Origin of the sequence: Actinomadura soli, assembly GCF_005889715.1 — a bacterium.
Classification (GTDB): Bacteria; Actinomycetota; Actinomycetes; order Streptosporangiales; family Streptosporangiaceae; genus Spirillospora; species Spirillospora soli.
In genome coordinates this window covers 1-14,921 of sequence record NZ_VCKW01000208.1, presented here as the reverse complement: position 1 = coordinate 14,921, position 14,921 = coordinate 1, and the positions used below count along the sequence as shown (strand labels likewise).

Below are 14,921 nucleotides of genomic sequence, written 5' to 3'. Positions count from 1 at the left end.
AGGTGTGTATAAGAGACAGGATCAGGACCCTATTCGATGGGCAGGCCGACGTAGTTCTCCGCCAGCGACGTGGCGGCGGCCTCCGACGAGGCCACGTAGTCCAGGTGGGCGCGCTGGAGCCGCCGCTCGAACGCGGTCGCTGCCGGGTCGACGTGCAGCAGCGTCGTCATCCAGTAGGAGAAGTGCTCGGCCCGCCAGACGCGCCGCAGGCACGCGTCGGAGTAGCCGTCCAGCAGGGTCTCCGAGCCGGTGGCGTACCGCTCGGTGAGCGCTCGCGCCAGGATGATCACGTCGGACACGGCGAGGTTGAGGCCCTTCGCGCCGGTCGGCGGGACGATGTGGCCCGCGTCCCCGGCGAGGAACAGCCGGTCGTGCCGCATCGGCTCGGCCACGAAGCTGCGCATCGGCGTGATCGCCTTGTCGGTGACCGGGCCCTCGTGCAGCTTCCAGCCGTCGCCGGTGGCGAACCGCGCGGCGAGCTCGTCCCAGATGCGGGCGTCGGGCCAGGCGGCGATGTCCTCGTCCGGCGGCACCTGCAGGTACAGGCGGCTGACCGTGGGCGAGCGCAGGCTGTGCAGCGCGAAGCCGCGGTCGTGGCTGGCGTAGATGAGCTCCTCGGTGGACGGGCGGACGCCGGCGAGGATGCCGAGCCACGCGAACGGGTAGTCGCGGGAGAACGTCCGCAGCCCCGGCACCGCCGGGCGGCTGACGCCGTGGAACCCGTCGCAGCCCGCGATGTAGTCGCAGTCGAGGGTGCGGGTCTCGCCGCCGCCGCGGTAGGTCACGCGCGGCGCGGACGCGTCCAGGTCCACGACCTCGGCCTCGAACCGGATGTCGCCGCCGTCCGCCAGCCGCCGGGCGACGAGGTCCTTGACGATCTCGGTCTGGGCGTAGACGGTCACCGTCCGGCCGGTCAGGCCGGTGAGCGGGATGCGGTGCCCGGCGCCGCCGAACCGCAGCTCCAGGCCGTGGTGGACGAGGCCCTCCCGGTCGAGCCGCTCCCCGACGCCGCTGTCGCGCAGCGCGTCGGTCGTGCCCTGCTCCAGCATCCCGGCGCGCTGGCGGTGCTCCACGTAGTCGCGGTCCCGGCTCTCCAGGACCACCGAGTCGATCCCCTGGAGATGGAGCAGGTGGGACAGCAGCAGGCCCGCGGGCCCGCCGCCGATGATCGCGACCTGGGTGCGCATCGGGTCTTTCCCCTCGTGGTCGGTTCGTCCGGCAATGCCGGGGCATCGCCGCGGGTTCAGGCTCCGGTGTCCCGCTCGGCGGAGAAGATGTCGGGGTTCCCGTGCCAGTGGGCGGCCACGTCGCGGGACAGGGCGCGCACCGCCGTCGTCAGCGGCGGCAGCAGCCGGCGCAGGTCGGCGCCGCGGGTGCCGGAGACCAGCGACATCGCCGCGACGACGGCGCCCGCGCCGTCCCGCACCGGGGCGCCGACGGACGACGCGCCGAGCGTCATCTCGTCGCGGGTCAGCGCGTACCCGGAGCGGCGGACCCGCTCGATCGAGCGGCGCAGCTCGTCCGGGTCGGTGATGGAGCGCCGGGAGTGCCGGTCGAGGTCTCCGCTCAGGACCTTCTCCCGGACGTCCGGCGGCGCGTAGGCCAGCAGCACCTTCCCGACGCCGGTGGTGTGCAGCGGCAGCGTCTGCCCGACCTGCGTCACGACCGGCACCGAGCGGGTGCCGCGCAGCCGTTCCACGATCAGCACGCGGTCGTCGCGCAGGACGCCGAGCTGGACGTTGTCGTGGGTGGCCTCGTACAGGTCCTCCATGTGCGGGAGCGCCAGCTCGCGCAGACCCATGACGGCCGGGGCCTGGCTGCCGATCCGCCAGAGCCGGGTGCCGATGCGGTAGGTGCCGTCCGGGACGCGCTCCAGGAACCCGCCCGCGACCAGCTCGCCGACGAGGCGGTGGCCGGTGGCGAGGGGCAGCCCCGACCGGCGGCAGATCTCGCTCAGGTTCAGCCGCACGCCGCCCTGCGCGAACGCGTTCAGGATGGCCATGACCTTGCCCGCCACGCTGACCGGCCGCGCGCCACCCGGGCCTCCCGCGCCATCCGCGCCATCCGCGCCATCCGCGCCCGCCCGGTCAGCTCCCACGCCGTCCACCGTCCACGCCGTCACCGCCCGCACTGTCGCCGCCCGGGCCCGTCCGCCCGTCACTCCTGCTCGGTGAGTACCCGCTGGGCGACGGCGAACGCCGAGTTCGCGGCGGGCACCCCACAATAGATCGCCGACTGCAGGAGCACCTCCTTGATCTCCTCGCGGGTCAGCCCGTTGCGGAGCGCGGCCCGCACGTGCATCGCGAGCTCCTCCAGGTGACCGCCGGCGACCATCGCGGTCAGCGTGATGCAGCTGCGGGTCTTGCGGTCCAGGCCGGGGCGGCTCCAGATCTCGCCCCACGCGTACCGGGTGATCATGTCCTGGAAGTCGGCGGTGAACTCGTCCTTGCCGGCCTCGGCGCGGTCGACGTGCGCGTCGCCGAGGACCTCGCGGCGGGTCTTCATGCCCTGCGCGTGCCGCTCGGCTTCGCTCATCCGCTGCGCGTCGGTCATCGGCGGGTCTCCTTCCAGGTGCGGTCGAGGTGCGCGGTGATCGCGCCGGTGACCGGGCCGGGCCGCTCGACGTTCCCCAGGTGCCCGGCGTCGTCGACGATCGTCAGGCGGGCGTCCGGGATTCCGGCGGCGAGCCTGCGGGCGTGGCCGTCCGGCGGGGTCGGGACGTCCTGCGCGCCGGCGATCACCAGGGTCGGCGCCGAGATCCCGCCGAGCCGCTCGGTGGCGTCGAACCCGGCGAGGGCGTCGCAGCAGGCGGCGTAGCCTTCGGGATCGGTCGCGCGGAGCATCGCCAGGTACGGCTCGGCGCCCGTGAAGGACGGGGTGAACCAGCGTCCGGCCGCCGTGTCCGCCACCGGCCCGACGCCCTCGCGGCGGACGAGGGCGGCCCGGTCCCGCCACGGCCCTGGATCGCCGAAGCGCGGGGACGTGCAGCACAGGATCAGGCCGGCCACGCGGCCGGGGGCGCGGAGCGCGAGCGCGGTACCGACGGCGCCGCCGAGCGACACGCCCGCGTAGGCGGCCTTGTCGATGCCGAGGTCGTCCAGCAGGCGGGCGATCCCGTCGGCGAGGTCCTCGACGGTGAAGGGGCCGTCCGGCGGCGGCTCCTTTCCGTGGCCGGGCAGGTCGTAGCGCAGGACGCGCCACGTCCGGGTCAGCGCGGGCAGCTGCGGCAGCCACAGGTCCATGGACGTGCCGAGGGACGGGCCCAGGACGACGACGGGCGCGTCCGGCGGGCCGTCCAGGCGATGGTGCGGCGATCGTCCCCGGATCACGCGCGGCTCCTCCGGTAGGCGTCGAGGGCCTGGCCGACGAGTACGGCTGCGGCGCCCGGACCGGGATCGCCGCCGAGGACGTCGAGCAGATCGTCGAGGTCGGCCCGCATCAGCTCCGTGGACACCTCCAGGCCGTCCACCAGGTCGGCGGCCGTCTCCGCCGCTCCGCCGGTGAGGCGCAGGCACTCGCGCAGCGGCTGCCACTCCGCGTGCCACTCCCCCGCGGGACGCTCGTGCGGCGCGGCCTGCGCGGCGAGCAGCACCTGGACCTGGGCCGGGACCTGCAGCGCGGCGGACCGGATCAGCGTGGACAGCGCCGGGTTGCGCTTGTGCGGCATCGACGACGAGCCGCCCTTCCCCGCCCCCGCGGCCTCGGCCACCTCCCCGACCTCGCTCTGCGACAGCAGCCACACATCGGTGGCGATCTTGCCGAGCGCGCCGGCGACCAGTGCCAGCGCCGCCGCCAGGTCCACGACCGGGGTGCGGCGCGTGTGCCACGGCAGGACGGGGCAGGCCAGCCCCGTCTCGTCCGCGTACGCGGCGACCAGGTCGAGCGCCCGGTCCCCGTAGGCGTCGAGCGTCCCGGCGGGGCCGCCGAGCTGCACCGGGAGGATCACGGCGGCGAGCCGCTCGCGGGCGTCCAGGCAGCCCATCAGCCAGTTCGCGGCCTTCGCGCCGAACGTCGTCGGCAGCGCCTGCCGGCCGAGGGTGCGGGCGGCCATCGGCGTGTCGCGGTAGCGCGCCGCGAGCCCGGCGAGCGCGTCCAGGGCCCGGTCGAGGTGGGCGAGGACGACGCGCCTGGTCCGGGCCGCGACGAGCATGGCACCGGTGTCGACGATGTCCTGGCTGGTCGCGCCCTTGTGGACGTGCTCGCCCGCCGTCCCGGCGAGCCGCCGCAGGTCGGCGACGAGGGGCACGACGGGGTTGCCCGCGCCGCGCGCCCGGAGCGCCACGTCCGCCAGGTCGAACCGGCCCGGGTCGGCGGCGGTGGTGATCGTGCCGGCCGCGTCCGCGGGGACGAGCCCGAGGCTTGCCTGCGCGCGGGCGAGGGCGGCCTCGGCGTCCAGCATCGCGGTCAGGTAGGCGAGGTCGCTCGTGGCGGCTTCGGCCTCCGTCCCCGCGCGGACGGGGGACAGCAGCCCCGCGTCCGGCGAGACCGCTCCGCCGGGCAGGGCGGGCGCGCCGCGCGCGCCGCGTTCGTCAGAAGCCAAGGAAGACCGTCTCCCGCTCCCCTTGCAGGTGGATGTCGAAACGGTACCGCCGCTCCCCTTCGCGCTCGGCGATCAGGGTCGCGCGCCGCTCGTCCGGGACGTCGCCGAGCAGCGGGTCGGCCGCGTGGGCAGCCGCGTCCTCGGGGAAGTACAGCCGGGTGAAGACGTGCTTGAGCAGCCCGCGGGCGAACACGAGGACGGCGATGTACGGCGCCGCGGCGCCGATCGGGCCGGGCTTGACGGTGGTGAACCAGAAGCCGCCGTCCGGGTCGGTGCCGCACCGGCCGAAGCCGGAGAAGTCGTGCCCGGCGCGGGCGAGGCCGCCCGGCCGCCGCGGGATCTCGCCGGTCTCGTCGGCCTGCCAGATCTCCAGCAGCGCGTCCGGCACCGGCTCACCGGCGCCGTCGAGGACCCGGCCCCGGACGCGGATCGCGTCCGGCCGCCAGCCCGGGACGACCTCCGGCCCGGCCTCGTAGGGCAGCGCGTACCCGAAGAACGGCCCAACGGTCTGCGAAGGCGTGACCGGCGAGGCACCGGCCCCGGCCGATCCGCTCTCGGACGCCGCGGTCATCGGGCCCTGCCTTCCTGGGGGGCGACCCCCAGACCCCCAGGGAGTCGACCCGAAGATCCTCGCTTCGCTGCGGTCATCGGGCCTCCGTCGGGGTGTCGCCGAGGACGATGTCCCACTGGTAGCCGAGCGCCCACTCCGGTTCGGTGGTGTCCATGTCGAACCGGGCGATCAGCTTCTCGCGGTCCTTCTCGCCGGGGATCGACTGGAAGATCGGGTCGTAGGCGAACAGCGGGTCGCCTGGGAAGTACATCTGCGTGACGAGCCGCTGCGTGAACGCCGTCCCGAACACCGAGTAGTGGATGTGCGCGGGGCGCCACGCGTTGTGGTGGTTGCCCCACGGGTAGGCGCCGGGCTTGATCGTGATGAAGCGGTAGCGGCCGTCGTCGCCGGTGAGGCAGCGGCCGGCGCCGGTGAAGTTCGGGTCGAGCGGCGCGGGGTGGAGGTCGCCGAGGTGCGGGTACCGGCCCGCCGCGTTCGCCTGCCACACCTCGACCAGCGCGTTCCGCACCGGGCGGCCCGCGGTGTCGAGCACGCGGCCGGTGACGATGATGCGTTCGCCGAGCGGCTCGCCGGGATGCTGGACGGTGAGGTCGAAGTCCCGCCGGCCGAGTTCCTGGTGGCCGAAGACCGGCGAGGTCAGCTCGACGCTGTCCGGGCCGAGCTTCGGCATGATCAGTTCCTGCGCGGGGGCGCGGAGCACGGTGCTCTTGTAGCCCGGGTACAGGTAAGGAGGGTGCGGCGACGCCTCGGCCTTGTCCATGTGCCTCCCATTCCCACTCGCGGCGGGCGGTCCCGGCCGTCGCTCCGGTGCCGCTCACTTTCACCCTGGCAGCCGGCGTCCGGTGCGCCGGCCGGGGGTTTCCGCTGAGTGGAAGGGAGGGGTCGTTCAGAGTTCCGCGGGCAGCTCCTCGGGCAGCCCGAACAGCGGGTACAGGCTGGTGTCGAAGAACGCGGAGACGTGCGCGACGCCCTCATCGGTGATGCTGATGACCTGGAGCTGGTAGGCGCGGTGCACGCCGTCGTCGCCGCGCATGTAGAGCCCGAACGCCGGCTGCCCGTTCGCGGCGGACGGGACCATCCGGATGTCGCCGGGCGAGGGCGCGCACTGCGTGCGGATGAGCTGCACGACGTTCTCGGCGCCGACGAACCAGTCGAGGTGCGGCGGCATCTCCCAGATGACGTCCTTCTTGAACAGCTCGATGAGGCCGGTGATGTCGGCGTCCTCGAACGCCTTGGCGTAGCGTTCGAGGAACTCGCGCTGCGCCGGGTCGGTCGGCTCGACGAGCTCGTCGCGCAGGGGCTGGTTCTCCTCCAGCTGGGCCCGCGCCCGCTGCAGCGCGCTGTTGACCGCGGCGGTGGAGGTGTCGAGCAGCTCGGCGACCTCCGCGGCCCGCCACTTCAGGACGTCCCGCAGGATCAGCACGACCCGCTGCTTGGCGGGCAGGTGCTGCAGCGCCGCTACGAACGCCAGCCGGGTGCTCTCGCGGGCGGCGACGATCGTGGCGGGGTCGGCGGCGTCGGCGCCGAGCACGGTGTCGGGAACGGGCTCCAGCCACGGCACCTCGGGGGAGGCCACCACGGGCCGCTCCGGCTCGTCGCTCGGCGCGCCGAGCCCGGACGGCATGGGCCGGTTGCCCCGCTGGTCGATCGCGGTCAGGCACACGTTCGTGGCGATCCGGTACAGCCACGTCCGCAGCGAGGACCGTCCCTCGAAGTTCTCGTACGAGCGCCACGCCCGCAGGTAGGTCTCCTGCACGAGGTCTTCGGCGTCGTGCATGGAGCCGAGCATCCGGTAGCAGTGCGCCAGCAGCTCGCGCCGGTACGGGTCGGCGAGTTCCTGGAAGTCGCGGTCTGTCTCGATGGTGCTGTTCGACATGGTTGGTCGTCACCTTCGTTCGGCGTCGTCGCTCGGACGGGCGGTGGGCCGACGGGCCCCCGTCGCCTCCGACCGTAGGCGAGCCCACCGACAGAACGTGTAAAACCCGCCCCATTCTACGCTTCGACCAGCGCATCCACCTCGAAACCGGCGGTCTCGCCGGGCCGCTGGGGGACGTGTCAGAACTCGAAGCCGCCGGGCCGGCCGTTGCGGTCGGCGATCAGCCCGGCGAGGGTCGCGATGGCGATCTCCGCCGGGGTGCGGGAGCCGATGTTGAGGCCGATGGGGCGGTGCACGCGGGCGATGTCGGCGGCCGGGACGCCCAGTTCGGTGAGCGCCGGGATGTGCGGGGCCGGGTGGCGCGGGTTGCCCATGACGCCGACCCACCGGACGGGCTGGGTGAGCACGTCCCGCAGGACGGGCCCGAGTTCGGGACGGTGGTGGTCGGTGACGACGACGTCCGCGGTCGCGTCGAGGGACGGGAGGTCGGCGGTGCCGTCCCGGTCCTTGTCGGGGTCGACGAGGAACGTGCGGTAGCCGAGGTCGGCGCCGTAGCGCAGCAGGTGGTCCGCGACGGCGCCCGCGAAGACCGCGACCAGCGTCCGCTCCCCCGCCGCGGGCGGGACGTCGCCGTGCGCCACGGCGCAGCTCGCCGGGTCGTTCGCGTGCGGTGTGCTCATAACGGAAGTCTGCCGCCCGCGTCGGCGGCCGGTAAAGCGGACGCGTTCATTTTGGGGAAACCGGTGTTTCCACTACGCGAAACACTTCCGTGGCGGCGGGTATGCCTGCAACCTAGACTGCACATCAACCGGCGGCCTCGGGAGGGACCGTGATCGCGAGACCGGAGGGCGGCCCACGCGTGGTGGTGGGGGTCGACGACTCCGCGGGCGCCCGGTGCGCCCTCTCCTGGGCGATCGGCGAGGCACGGCTGCGGAGGCTGCCCCTGCTGGTCGCCCACGCCGCGCCGCTGCCCCCGCACGTGTCGGCGGCCGGGCAGCTCGGCTGCGGCATCACCGAGGCGCTGCGCGGGTCCGGCGCCGAGCTGATCGCGCGGCTGCTCGCGGAGGTGAGCGACGGCCCGCCGGACGGCGTGGAGATGACGGCGCTGGCGCTGGTCGGCGAGCCGGGCGCGACGCTGGTGCGGCTGGCGGGAGACGACGACATCCTCGTCGTCGGGCACGGGACGCGCAGCCCGTTCTCGCGGCTGCTGCGCCCGTCGGTGCGGCTGCACTGCGCGCGGCGGGCCCGGGCGACGCTGGTGTGCGTCCGCCCGCCCGCGTTCGACACGCTGCTGGAGTGCCTGACCGCGCGGGACGAGTCGCCCGAGCACGTCCCCGACTCCCGGTTCCGGCGGCTGGGCCGCCGCCTGCGCCTGCCGCTGTGACCCGGGCCCGCCGCTCCGGGGGGCACGGGCGCGCCGCATAGGCTCTCCGCATGCGCAAGTACGTCATCATCGGCCCGCTCGGCAGCGGCAAGGGGACGCAGTCGGGGCTGCTCGCGCGGGATCTGGACATCGTGCACATCAGCGTCGGGGACATCTTCCGGTGGCACGTCAAGAGCCACACGAAGCTCGGCGCCCAGGTGCGGCGCATCATGGCGGCCGGCGAGCTGGTCGGCGACGATCTGGTGGAGGGCGTCGTCCGGGACCGCCTCGACCAGCACGACTGGAACTACGGCTTCGTGATCGACGGGTTCCCGCGCAGCCGCAGGCAGACGGAGTTCTTCCTGGAGAGCTACGACATCGACGGCGTGATCCATCTGGACCTGCCGGACGGGGAGGTCCGGCGCCGCGTCCTGGCCCGGCGGCTCTGCTCCCGGTGCGGGATGGACTACAACCTCATCGACGACCGTCCCACCGAGGAGGGGCGCTGCGACGTGTGCGGCGGCGCGCTGGTCGCGCGGGAGGACGACACGGAGGAGGCGCTGGCCGAGCGGCTCCGGCTGTACCACGAGAAGACCGACCCGATCCTGGACCTGTTCGGCCGCAAGGAGTACGTGGTCACCGTGGACGCGCGGCCGGGCGTCCACGAGGTGCAGCGGGCGCTCCGCGACCGGCTCCGGCTGCCGATGCCGCGGTGACCTCCCCCGTCGCCGAGCTGGCCGACGACCGGTTCGCCCGGCGGGGCCTGCGGCTGTTCCTGAAGCGGGACGATCTGATCCACCCGGAGCTGCCCGGCAACAAGTGGCGGAAGCTCAAGCACAACCTCGGCCCCGCCCGGGAGCACGGGACGGTCCTGACGTTCGGGGGCGCCTACTCCAACCACGTCCGGGCCACGGCGGCGGCCGGGAGGATCTTCGGATTCGCGACCATCGGGGTCATCCGCGGCGAGGAGCATCAGCCGCTGAACGAGTCGCTGGCCCAGGCCGAGCGGATGGGCATGCGCCTGACCTACCTGGACCGCGCGTCCTACCGGCGCAAGCACGAGCCCGGCGTGATCGCGGCGCTGCGCCGGAAATGGGGTGACTTTTACCTTCTGCCGGAGGGTGGGAGCAACGCTCTGGCCGTCCGGGGCTGTGAGGAGCTTGGCGGGGAGGTTCCCGGCTACGACGTCGTGTGCTGCCCCTGCGGGACCGGCGGGACGCTCGCGGGCCTGGCCGCCGGGCTGGGGGCCGGGCAGCGCGCCCTGGGCTTCTCCGTGCTGAAGGGCGGCTTCATGGACGGCGAGGTGGAGCGACTCCAGCGGGAGACGTACGGCGGGCGGCGGGGAGCCTGGCGTGTCGAGGGCGGCTTCCACTTCGGCGGATACGCCAGGAGGACACCGGAGCTGGACGGCTTCATCGGCGACTTCGCCGAGCGGCACGGGATCGTCCTCGACCGGATCTACACGGCGAAGATGATGTTCGGCGTCCTCGCCCTGGCCGAGCGCGGCGAGTTCCCGGACGGCACGCGGATCCTGGCCGTCATCACCGGCTGATCACCGCGCCGGCCGGTTGATCACCGGGCGGTACGCGTCAGGCCGGTGGGAGGTCGACGAGGGAGGCCAGGGCCGCGCGGTGGCGATCGGGGGTGCCGAGGGCGATCGCGTCGGCCTTGGCGCGCTTCAGGTAGAGGTGCGCCGGATGCTCCCAGGTGAAGCCGATGCCGCCGTGCATCTGCACGCATTCCTCGGCGGCCTTGAGCGCGGTCTCCGAGCAGTGCGCCTGCGCCACGGCGACCGCGATCGGCGTGTCCGCGTCCCCGGCGGCGACGCACGAGGCGGCGTGGCGGGCGACCGCGCGGGCCTGCGTGATCGACGTCCACAGGTCCGCGAGGCGGTGCTTGAGGCCCTGGTAGGAGCCGATCGGCCGCCCGAACTGGTAGCGCGTCTTGACGTAGGCGACGGTGTCGTCCAGGCACCGTTCGGCGAGCCCGAGCTGCTCGGACGCGAGCATCGCCGCGCCGGTCATCAGGGCGGCGCGGACGGCGCCGGTCCCGTCGGCGACGCGGCGGGCGGGCGCGGCGGAGAAGGCGACGTCGGCGAGGCGGCGCGTCATGTCCAGGGAGGTCACGGCGGTGCGGCGGGCGTCGGCGGCGTCCACCGCGTAGAGGCCGCCCGCGGCCGGGACCAGCAGCACGTCGGCGGCCGTCCCGTCGGCGACGCTGGTGACCTCGCCCGTCAGCGCGCCGCCGTCCTCCTGGACGGCCGCGGCCGCCTCGTCGCCGGGCGCGGCGCTGAACGGGACGGCCAGCACGGCGACCCGCTCTCCGGCGGCGAGCCTGGCGAGCAGGTCGCGCTCCCCGGCGGCCATCAGCGCGGCCGTCGCGACGACGGCGCTGGTCAGGAACGGGACGGGCGCGGCGAAGCGGCCGAGTTCCTCCATCACGACGGCGGTCTCGCGCCAGGTCGCGCCAGCGCCGCCGAGGTCCTCCGGGACGGGCAGCCCGGCGCAGCCGAGCCCGGCGGCGATCGCCCGCCACAGCGCCGCGTCGTAGGGGTCGTCCTTCTCGGTCCCGGCGAGGACGGACGTCCAGGGCGCCTTGTCCCCGAGCACGTCGCGGACGCTCGCCCGCAGGTCGTCCTCGATCCCGGTGTACAGCAGGTCGGTCACTTGGGGAGGTCCTTCCACGGCACGTCCTTGTCGACCCGGATCTCGCCGGGCAGGCCGAGGACGCGCTCGGCGATGATGTTGCGCAGGATCTCCGAGGTGCCGCCCTCGATGGAGTTGCCCTTGGCGCGCAGGTAGCGGTAGCCGGGCGAGCGGCGGGTGAAGTCGACCTCGGTCGGGCGGCGCATGGTCCAGTCGTCGTAGCGCAGGCCGTCCTCGCCGAGGACGTCCAGCTCCAGGCCGGACACCTCCTGGTTGAGCCTGGCGAACGCCAGCTTGACGCCCGACCCCTCGGGGCCGGGCCGCCCGGCGGTGAGCTGCTGCCTGAGCCGCTCCCCGGTGAGGCGGGCGGCCTCGGTCTCCACCCACGCGCGCATCAGCGCGTCGTGCAGGCCGGGGGTGCGCAGCTCCGGGCGGTCGCGCCAGAGGGCGGCGACCACGCCGATCATGCCGCTCTCGCGCGGCGCCGCGTGGCCGCCGATCGCGACCCGCTCGTTCATCAGTGTGGTCGTGGCGACCTGCCAGCCCTGGCCGACGTCGCCGAGGCGGTGCTCGTCGGGGATCCGCACGCCGGTGAGGAAGACCTCGTTGAACTCGGCCTCGCCGGTGAGCTGCCGAAGGGGCCGCACCTCGACGCCGGGCGCGGTCATGTCGCAGACGAAGTAGGTCATGCCGCGGTGCTTGGGGACGTCGGGGTCGGTGCGGGTGACGATGATCGCCCAGCGCGCCTCGTGGGCCATGGACGTCCAGACCTTCTGGCCGTCGACCGTCCAGGCGTCGCCGTCGCGGACGGCGCGGGTGGCCAGCGCGGCGAGGTCGGACCCGGCGCCCGGCTCGCTGAACAGCTGGCACCACAGCTCCTCGCCCGTCCAGAGGGGGCGCAGGAAGCGGCGCTTCTGCTCGTCGGTGCCGAACGCGGCGATCGTCGGCGCGGCCATGCCGAGGCCGATGGCGTTGCGCTCCGGATGGTTGGTCGGCGCGCCCGCGTCGGCGAACCGCCGGTCGACGGCGGGCTGCAGGGCGCGGGGCGCGCCGAGCCCGCCGAGCCCCTCCGGGTAGTGGACCCAGGCGAGGCCGGCGTCGAACCGGGCCCGCAGGAACTCCAGGGGCTCCATCGCCGCGGGGTCGTGCGCCGCGAGGAACCCGCCGACCAGCCGCTCCAGCTCGCCGGGGCCGGGCGCTGCCGCGCTCACAGGGCGAACGCCTCTTCGAAGGCGTGGTGGCGGGCGTAGTCGCGGGACTCGACGATGCGGCCGTCCCGCACCCGCAGGACGAAGATGTTGGGCACGACGAACGCCTCCCCGGTCTCGGTGTTGCGCCCCTCGTACTCGAACTCGGCCACGATGACCTCGGGGTCTGCGGTCTGGTGGACGACGATGTTGCGCGCGGTCATCTCCACCGGCAGGTTCCGCAGGCGGGCGAAGTGCTCGCGCAGCGCCTCGCGGCCCTCCAGCCGGGACGCGGGGCGGGCGAGCGGGTGCACGACCACCGCGTCCTCGGCGTACAGGCGCGGCAGCGCGTCGGGCCGCCGCGCGGTCACCCCGTCGATCAGCCGCTGGAAGACGGCCCGGGGGCTGGCGAACTCGGACATGTCCCTCCCCTAGAATCGGAGTTCGTGCTCCGGAAGAAGATATAGGAGCCGCGACTCAACCGGTCAACCTGGTCGACGCCGGTCGGCACCGGTCAACGGAAGGCTGCGATGACATCATCCGCGTCCGGGCGGCCGCTTCGCGCCGACGCGCTGCGCAACCGCGCGAAGGTCCTCGCCGCGGCGGAGGAGGTCTTCGCCGTCCAGGGGACCTCGGCCTCCACCGAGGAGGTCGCGCGGAAGGCGGGCGTCGGGATCGGCACGGTGTTCCGCCATTTCCCGACCAAGGAGTCGCTGCTGGAGGCCGTCCTGGTCGCCCTGCTGGAGCGGCTCGCCGCCGAGGCCGAGGGCCTGCGGTCGGCGGACGACGCGGGCGAGGCGTTCTTCGGGTTCTTCACGCGGGTGGTGGCGCAGGCGGCGACCAAGCGGGCCGTGACGGAGGCGCTGGCGGAGGCGGGCGTCGACGCCCGCGCGGCGACCGGACGGACGGGGACCGGCCTGCAGGCGGCACTCGGAGTGCTGCTGGAACGCGCGCAGGAGGCGGGGGCCGTCCGCGCGGACGTGGGCCCGGCCGAGGTCATGGCGCTGCTGGCGGGCATGTCCTACGCGGCCGGGCGCGCCGGCGCCCACGAGGACGTCCTCACGTTCGCCTTCGACGGCCTCCGCCCCCGCCCGTGACGCGGGTTCACGACGCCAGCTCCGCGGGGAGGTCGTCGCGGTGCAGGATCGTGAGGGACGTGACGGCGCGGGTCAGCACGACGTACAGGCGGGCCAGGCCGCGCGCCTCGGCGGCGGCGATGGCGGCGGGCTCGGCGACGATCACGTGGTCGTACTCCAGGCCCTTGGCGAGCGTCGCCGGGATGACGAGCAGGCGGGCGGCGCCGTCGGACTCGGGCCCGAGGAGCTCGTGCTCGACGCCCGCGGCGCGCAGCGCGGCGGCGTGCGCGTCCGCGGCGGCGTCCGCGACGATCAGCCCGACCGACCCGGGACGGGCGAGGGCCTCGCGGGCGGCGCCGACGGCGGCGGCCATCGGGTCGGGGACGCGCCGGACGTCAAGGGCGCCCGGCCCGGGGCGCAGCGAGCGCGGCCGCTCCAGCTCCGGCGCGACGTGCGGGAGCAGCCGGGCCGCGTAGTCCAGGACGGTGCCGGGAACGCGGAACCCGAGGGTGAGCTCGGTGACGTCCCCGTCCTGCCCGAGGTGGGTGAGGACGTCCTTCCACGACCGCGCCGACCAGGCGGTGGTGCCCTGCGCGATGTCGCCGAGGACGGTCGCGGAGCCCGTCCCGCAGCGGCGGCCCAGCGCCCGCAGCTGCATGGCCGACAGGTCCTGCGCCTCGTCCACGACGAGGTGCCCGAGGGAGGCGGTGCGCTCGATGAGGTCGTTCAGCTAGTCCAGGAGCGCGCGGTCGGCGGCGGTCCATTTGGCCGAGCGGTGGGAGCGGGCGGGCCTGGCCCACCGGATCGCGTGCTGTTCCTCCTCGTCGAGGACGCCCTTGGCGGCCTTCCGCAGGAAGTCGGCGTCGGAGAGCAGCCGGTACAGGACCTGCCCGGCGGTCAGCTTCGGCCACACCTCGTCCAGGACCTGCTTGACGGGCTTGCTGCGCGCGACCTGGTCCTGGACGCGGTCGTCGGGCGCCGCGCCGCGCCGCTCCATCCGCACGAGGATGTGGTGCGCGAGCCGCTGCGCGAACGCGGCCCGGCCGCTCCCGTAGCGGGTCGTGCCGCGCAGCGCGGCGGCGATCTCCCTGACCTCGTGGTCGGCGAGCCGGAAGCGGGCGGAGCCCCGGGTGAAGACCGGGCCGTCCTCGGGCTTGCGGACGTGCAGCCACAGCGCCTTGCGGAGCACGTCCGCCATCCGCGCCTCGCCCTTCAGCGCGGCGACCGGCGCGGGCTCGGCCGCGGCGGGCGCGCCGAGCAGGTCGTCGATCGTGGCCTGCTCGACGCTGACCTCGCCGAGCGCGGGCAGGACGGCGGAGATGTAGGCGAGGAACGCCCGGTTCGGCCCGACGATGAGCACCCCGGACCGCGCCAGCCGCTCCCGGTGCGTGAACAGCAGGTACGCGGCGCGGTGCAGGCCGACGGCGGTCTTGCCGGTGCCGGGCGCGCCCTGGACGCAGACGGTGCGGGGCAGGTCGGCGCGGACGATCACGTCCTGCTCCGGCTGGATGGTCGCGACGATGTCGCGCATCGGGCCGGTGCGGGGGCGTTCGATCTCCTCGGTCAGGATCCGGGACGGACCGTCCGCCAGCGGACGAGCTCCGCTCGGCGGACCGTCCTCCAGCCCCCACCCACCGCCATCCAACGGACGAGCTCCGCTCGG

17 protein-coding genes and 1 pseudogene are annotated in these 14,921 nt (G+C 74.5%); 4 read left to right on the top strand and 14 right to left on the bottom strand.

Annotated elements, in window-relative coordinates:
* Window positions 1–29 precede the first annotated feature (29 nt).
* From ETD83_RS30760 to ETD83_RS30725, 9 genes are all read right to left on the bottom strand, one after another.
* Complete coding sequence (locus ETD83_RS30760) at window positions 30–1,187, bottom strand: 4-hydroxybenzoate 3-monooxygenase (protein WP_138648717.1); 1,158 nt, start codon at window positions 1,185–1,187, stop codon at window positions 30–32.
* Window positions 1,188–1,243: 56 nt separating this feature from the next.
* Entirely contained in the window at window positions 1,244–2,002 is a 759-nt protein-coding gene (locus tag ETD83_RS30755; protein ID WP_138648716.1) for an IclR family transcriptional regulator, read from the bottom strand.
* A 155-nt stretch (window positions 2,003–2,157) separates the two neighbouring features.
* Window positions 2,158–2,553, bottom strand: a complete 396-nt coding sequence (pcaC, locus tag ETD83_RS45775; protein ID WP_205717975.1) for a 4-carboxymuconolactone decarboxylase — start codon at window positions 2,551–2,553, stop codon at window positions 2,158–2,160.
* Window positions 2,550–3,329, bottom strand: coding sequence for a 3-oxoadipate enol-lactonase (gene pcaD / locus ETD83_RS43950; protein ID WP_329602994.1), 780 nt, complete (start codon window positions 3,327–3,329; stop codon window positions 2,550–2,552). The genes pcaC and pcaD overlap by 4 nt, the downstream gene beginning before the upstream one ends.
* Window positions 3,326–4,540, bottom strand: a complete 1,215-nt coding sequence (pcaB, locus tag ETD83_RS30745; protein ID WP_230421306.1) for a 3-carboxy-cis,cis-muconate cycloisomerase — start codon at window positions 4,538–4,540, stop codon at window positions 3,326–3,328. Before pcaB ends, pcaD begins: the two co-directional genes overlap by 4 nt.
* Window positions 4,530–5,111, bottom strand: a complete 582-nt coding sequence (gene pcaG, locus ETD83_RS30740; protein ID WP_138648715.1) for a protocatechuate 3,4-dioxygenase subunit alpha — start codon at window positions 5,109–5,111, stop codon at window positions 4,530–4,532. Before pcaG ends, pcaB begins: the two co-directional genes overlap by 11 nt.
* 73 nt (window positions 5,112–5,184) lie before the next feature.
* The gene (gene pcaH, locus ETD83_RS30735) at window positions 5,185–5,871 is read right to left on the bottom strand and encodes a protocatechuate 3,4-dioxygenase subunit beta (RefSeq protein WP_138648714.1); all 687 of its coding nucleotides are present in this window, start codon (window positions 5,869–5,871) and stop codon (window positions 5,185–5,187) included.
* 126 nt (window positions 5,872–5,997) lie between these two features.
* Window positions 5,998–6,987 carry a sigma-70 family RNA polymerase sigma factor gene (locus tag ETD83_RS30730; RefSeq protein ID WP_138648713.1) on the bottom strand — a complete coding sequence of 330 codons (990 nt, stop codon included), beginning with the start codon at window positions 6,985–6,987 and terminating at the stop codon, window positions 5,998–6,000.
* 179 nt (window positions 6,988–7,166) lie between these two features.
* Complete coding sequence (locus tag ETD83_RS30725; protein WP_138648712.1) at window positions 7,167–7,667, bottom strand: XdhC family protein; 501 nt, start codon at window positions 7,665–7,667, stop codon at window positions 7,167–7,169.
* A 149-nt stretch (window positions 7,668–7,816) separates the two neighbouring features.
* On the opposite strand from ETD83_RS30725, the gene ETD83_RS30720 reads away from it, so the two are divergent.
* From ETD83_RS30720 to ETD83_RS30710, 3 genes are read left to right on the top strand one after another with little or no spacing between them, the layout of a single operon-like run.
* Window positions 7,817–8,371 (top strand): universal stress protein, encoded by a 555-nt coding sequence (locus tag ETD83_RS30720; protein WP_138648711.1) that lies wholly within the window; start codon window positions 7,817–7,819, stop codon window positions 8,369–8,371.
* A 50-nt stretch (window positions 8,372–8,421) separates the two neighbouring features.
* Window positions 8,422–9,066 carry an adenylate kinase family protein gene (locus ETD83_RS30715; RefSeq protein ID WP_138648710.1) on the top strand — a complete coding sequence of 215 codons (645 nt, stop codon included), beginning with the start codon at window positions 8,422–8,424 and terminating at the stop codon, window positions 9,064–9,066.
* Window positions 9,063–9,902, top strand: coding sequence for a 1-aminocyclopropane-1-carboxylate deaminase/D-cysteine desulfhydrase (locus ETD83_RS30710; RefSeq protein ID WP_138648709.1), 840 nt, complete (start codon window positions 9,063–9,065; stop codon window positions 9,900–9,902). Before ETD83_RS30715 ends, ETD83_RS30710 begins: the two co-directional genes overlap by 4 nt.
* A 37-nt stretch (window positions 9,903–9,939) precedes the next feature.
* Here the strand turns inward: ETD83_RS30710 and ETD83_RS30705 are convergent, their stop codons facing one another.
* Genes ETD83_RS30705 through ETD83_RS30695 form a run of 3 tightly spaced genes read right to left on the bottom strand, consistent with a single transcriptional unit; the run spans window position 9,940 to window position 12,604 of the window.
* A complete protein-coding gene (locus ETD83_RS30705) occupies window positions 9,940–11,016 on the bottom strand; it encodes an acyl-CoA dehydrogenase family protein (protein ID WP_138648708.1) in 1,077 nt (358 codons plus the stop codon).
* Window positions 11,013–12,206, bottom strand: coding sequence for an acyl-CoA dehydrogenase family protein (locus ETD83_RS30700; protein ID WP_230421305.1), 1,194 nt, complete (start codon window positions 12,204–12,206; stop codon window positions 11,013–11,015). The genes ETD83_RS30705 and ETD83_RS30700 overlap by 4 nt, the downstream gene beginning before the upstream one ends.
* Window positions 12,203–12,604 (bottom strand): nuclear transport factor 2 family protein, encoded by a 402-nt coding sequence (locus ETD83_RS30695; RefSeq protein ID WP_138648707.1) that lies wholly within the window; start codon window positions 12,602–12,604, stop codon window positions 12,203–12,205. The genes ETD83_RS30700 and ETD83_RS30695 overlap by 4 nt, the downstream gene beginning before the upstream one ends.
* Before the next feature lie 108 nt (window positions 12,605–12,712).
* Here ETD83_RS30695 and ETD83_RS30690 point away from each other — a divergent pair, with 108 nt between their 5' ends.
* Entirely contained in the window at window positions 12,713–13,279 is a 567-nt protein-coding gene (locus tag ETD83_RS30690) for a TetR/AcrR family transcriptional regulator (RefSeq protein ID WP_138648706.1), read from the top strand.
* A 7-nt stretch (window positions 13,280–13,286) separates the two neighbouring features.
* Here ETD83_RS30690 and ETD83_RS44980 read toward each other — a convergent pair whose 3' ends face one another.
* Both ETD83_RS44980 and ETD83_RS44975 read right to left on the bottom strand, forming a co-directional pair.
* The gene (locus ETD83_RS44980; RefSeq protein WP_230421304.1) at window positions 13,287–13,943 is read right to left on the bottom strand and encodes a helicase domain-containing protein; all 657 of its coding nucleotides are present in this window, start codon (window positions 13,941–13,943) and stop codon (window positions 13,287–13,289) included.
* Window positions 13,944–13,988: 45 nt separating this feature from the next.
* Window positions 13,989–14,921, bottom strand: a pseudogene (locus tag ETD83_RS44975) (AAA family ATPase); the annotation flags it as partial.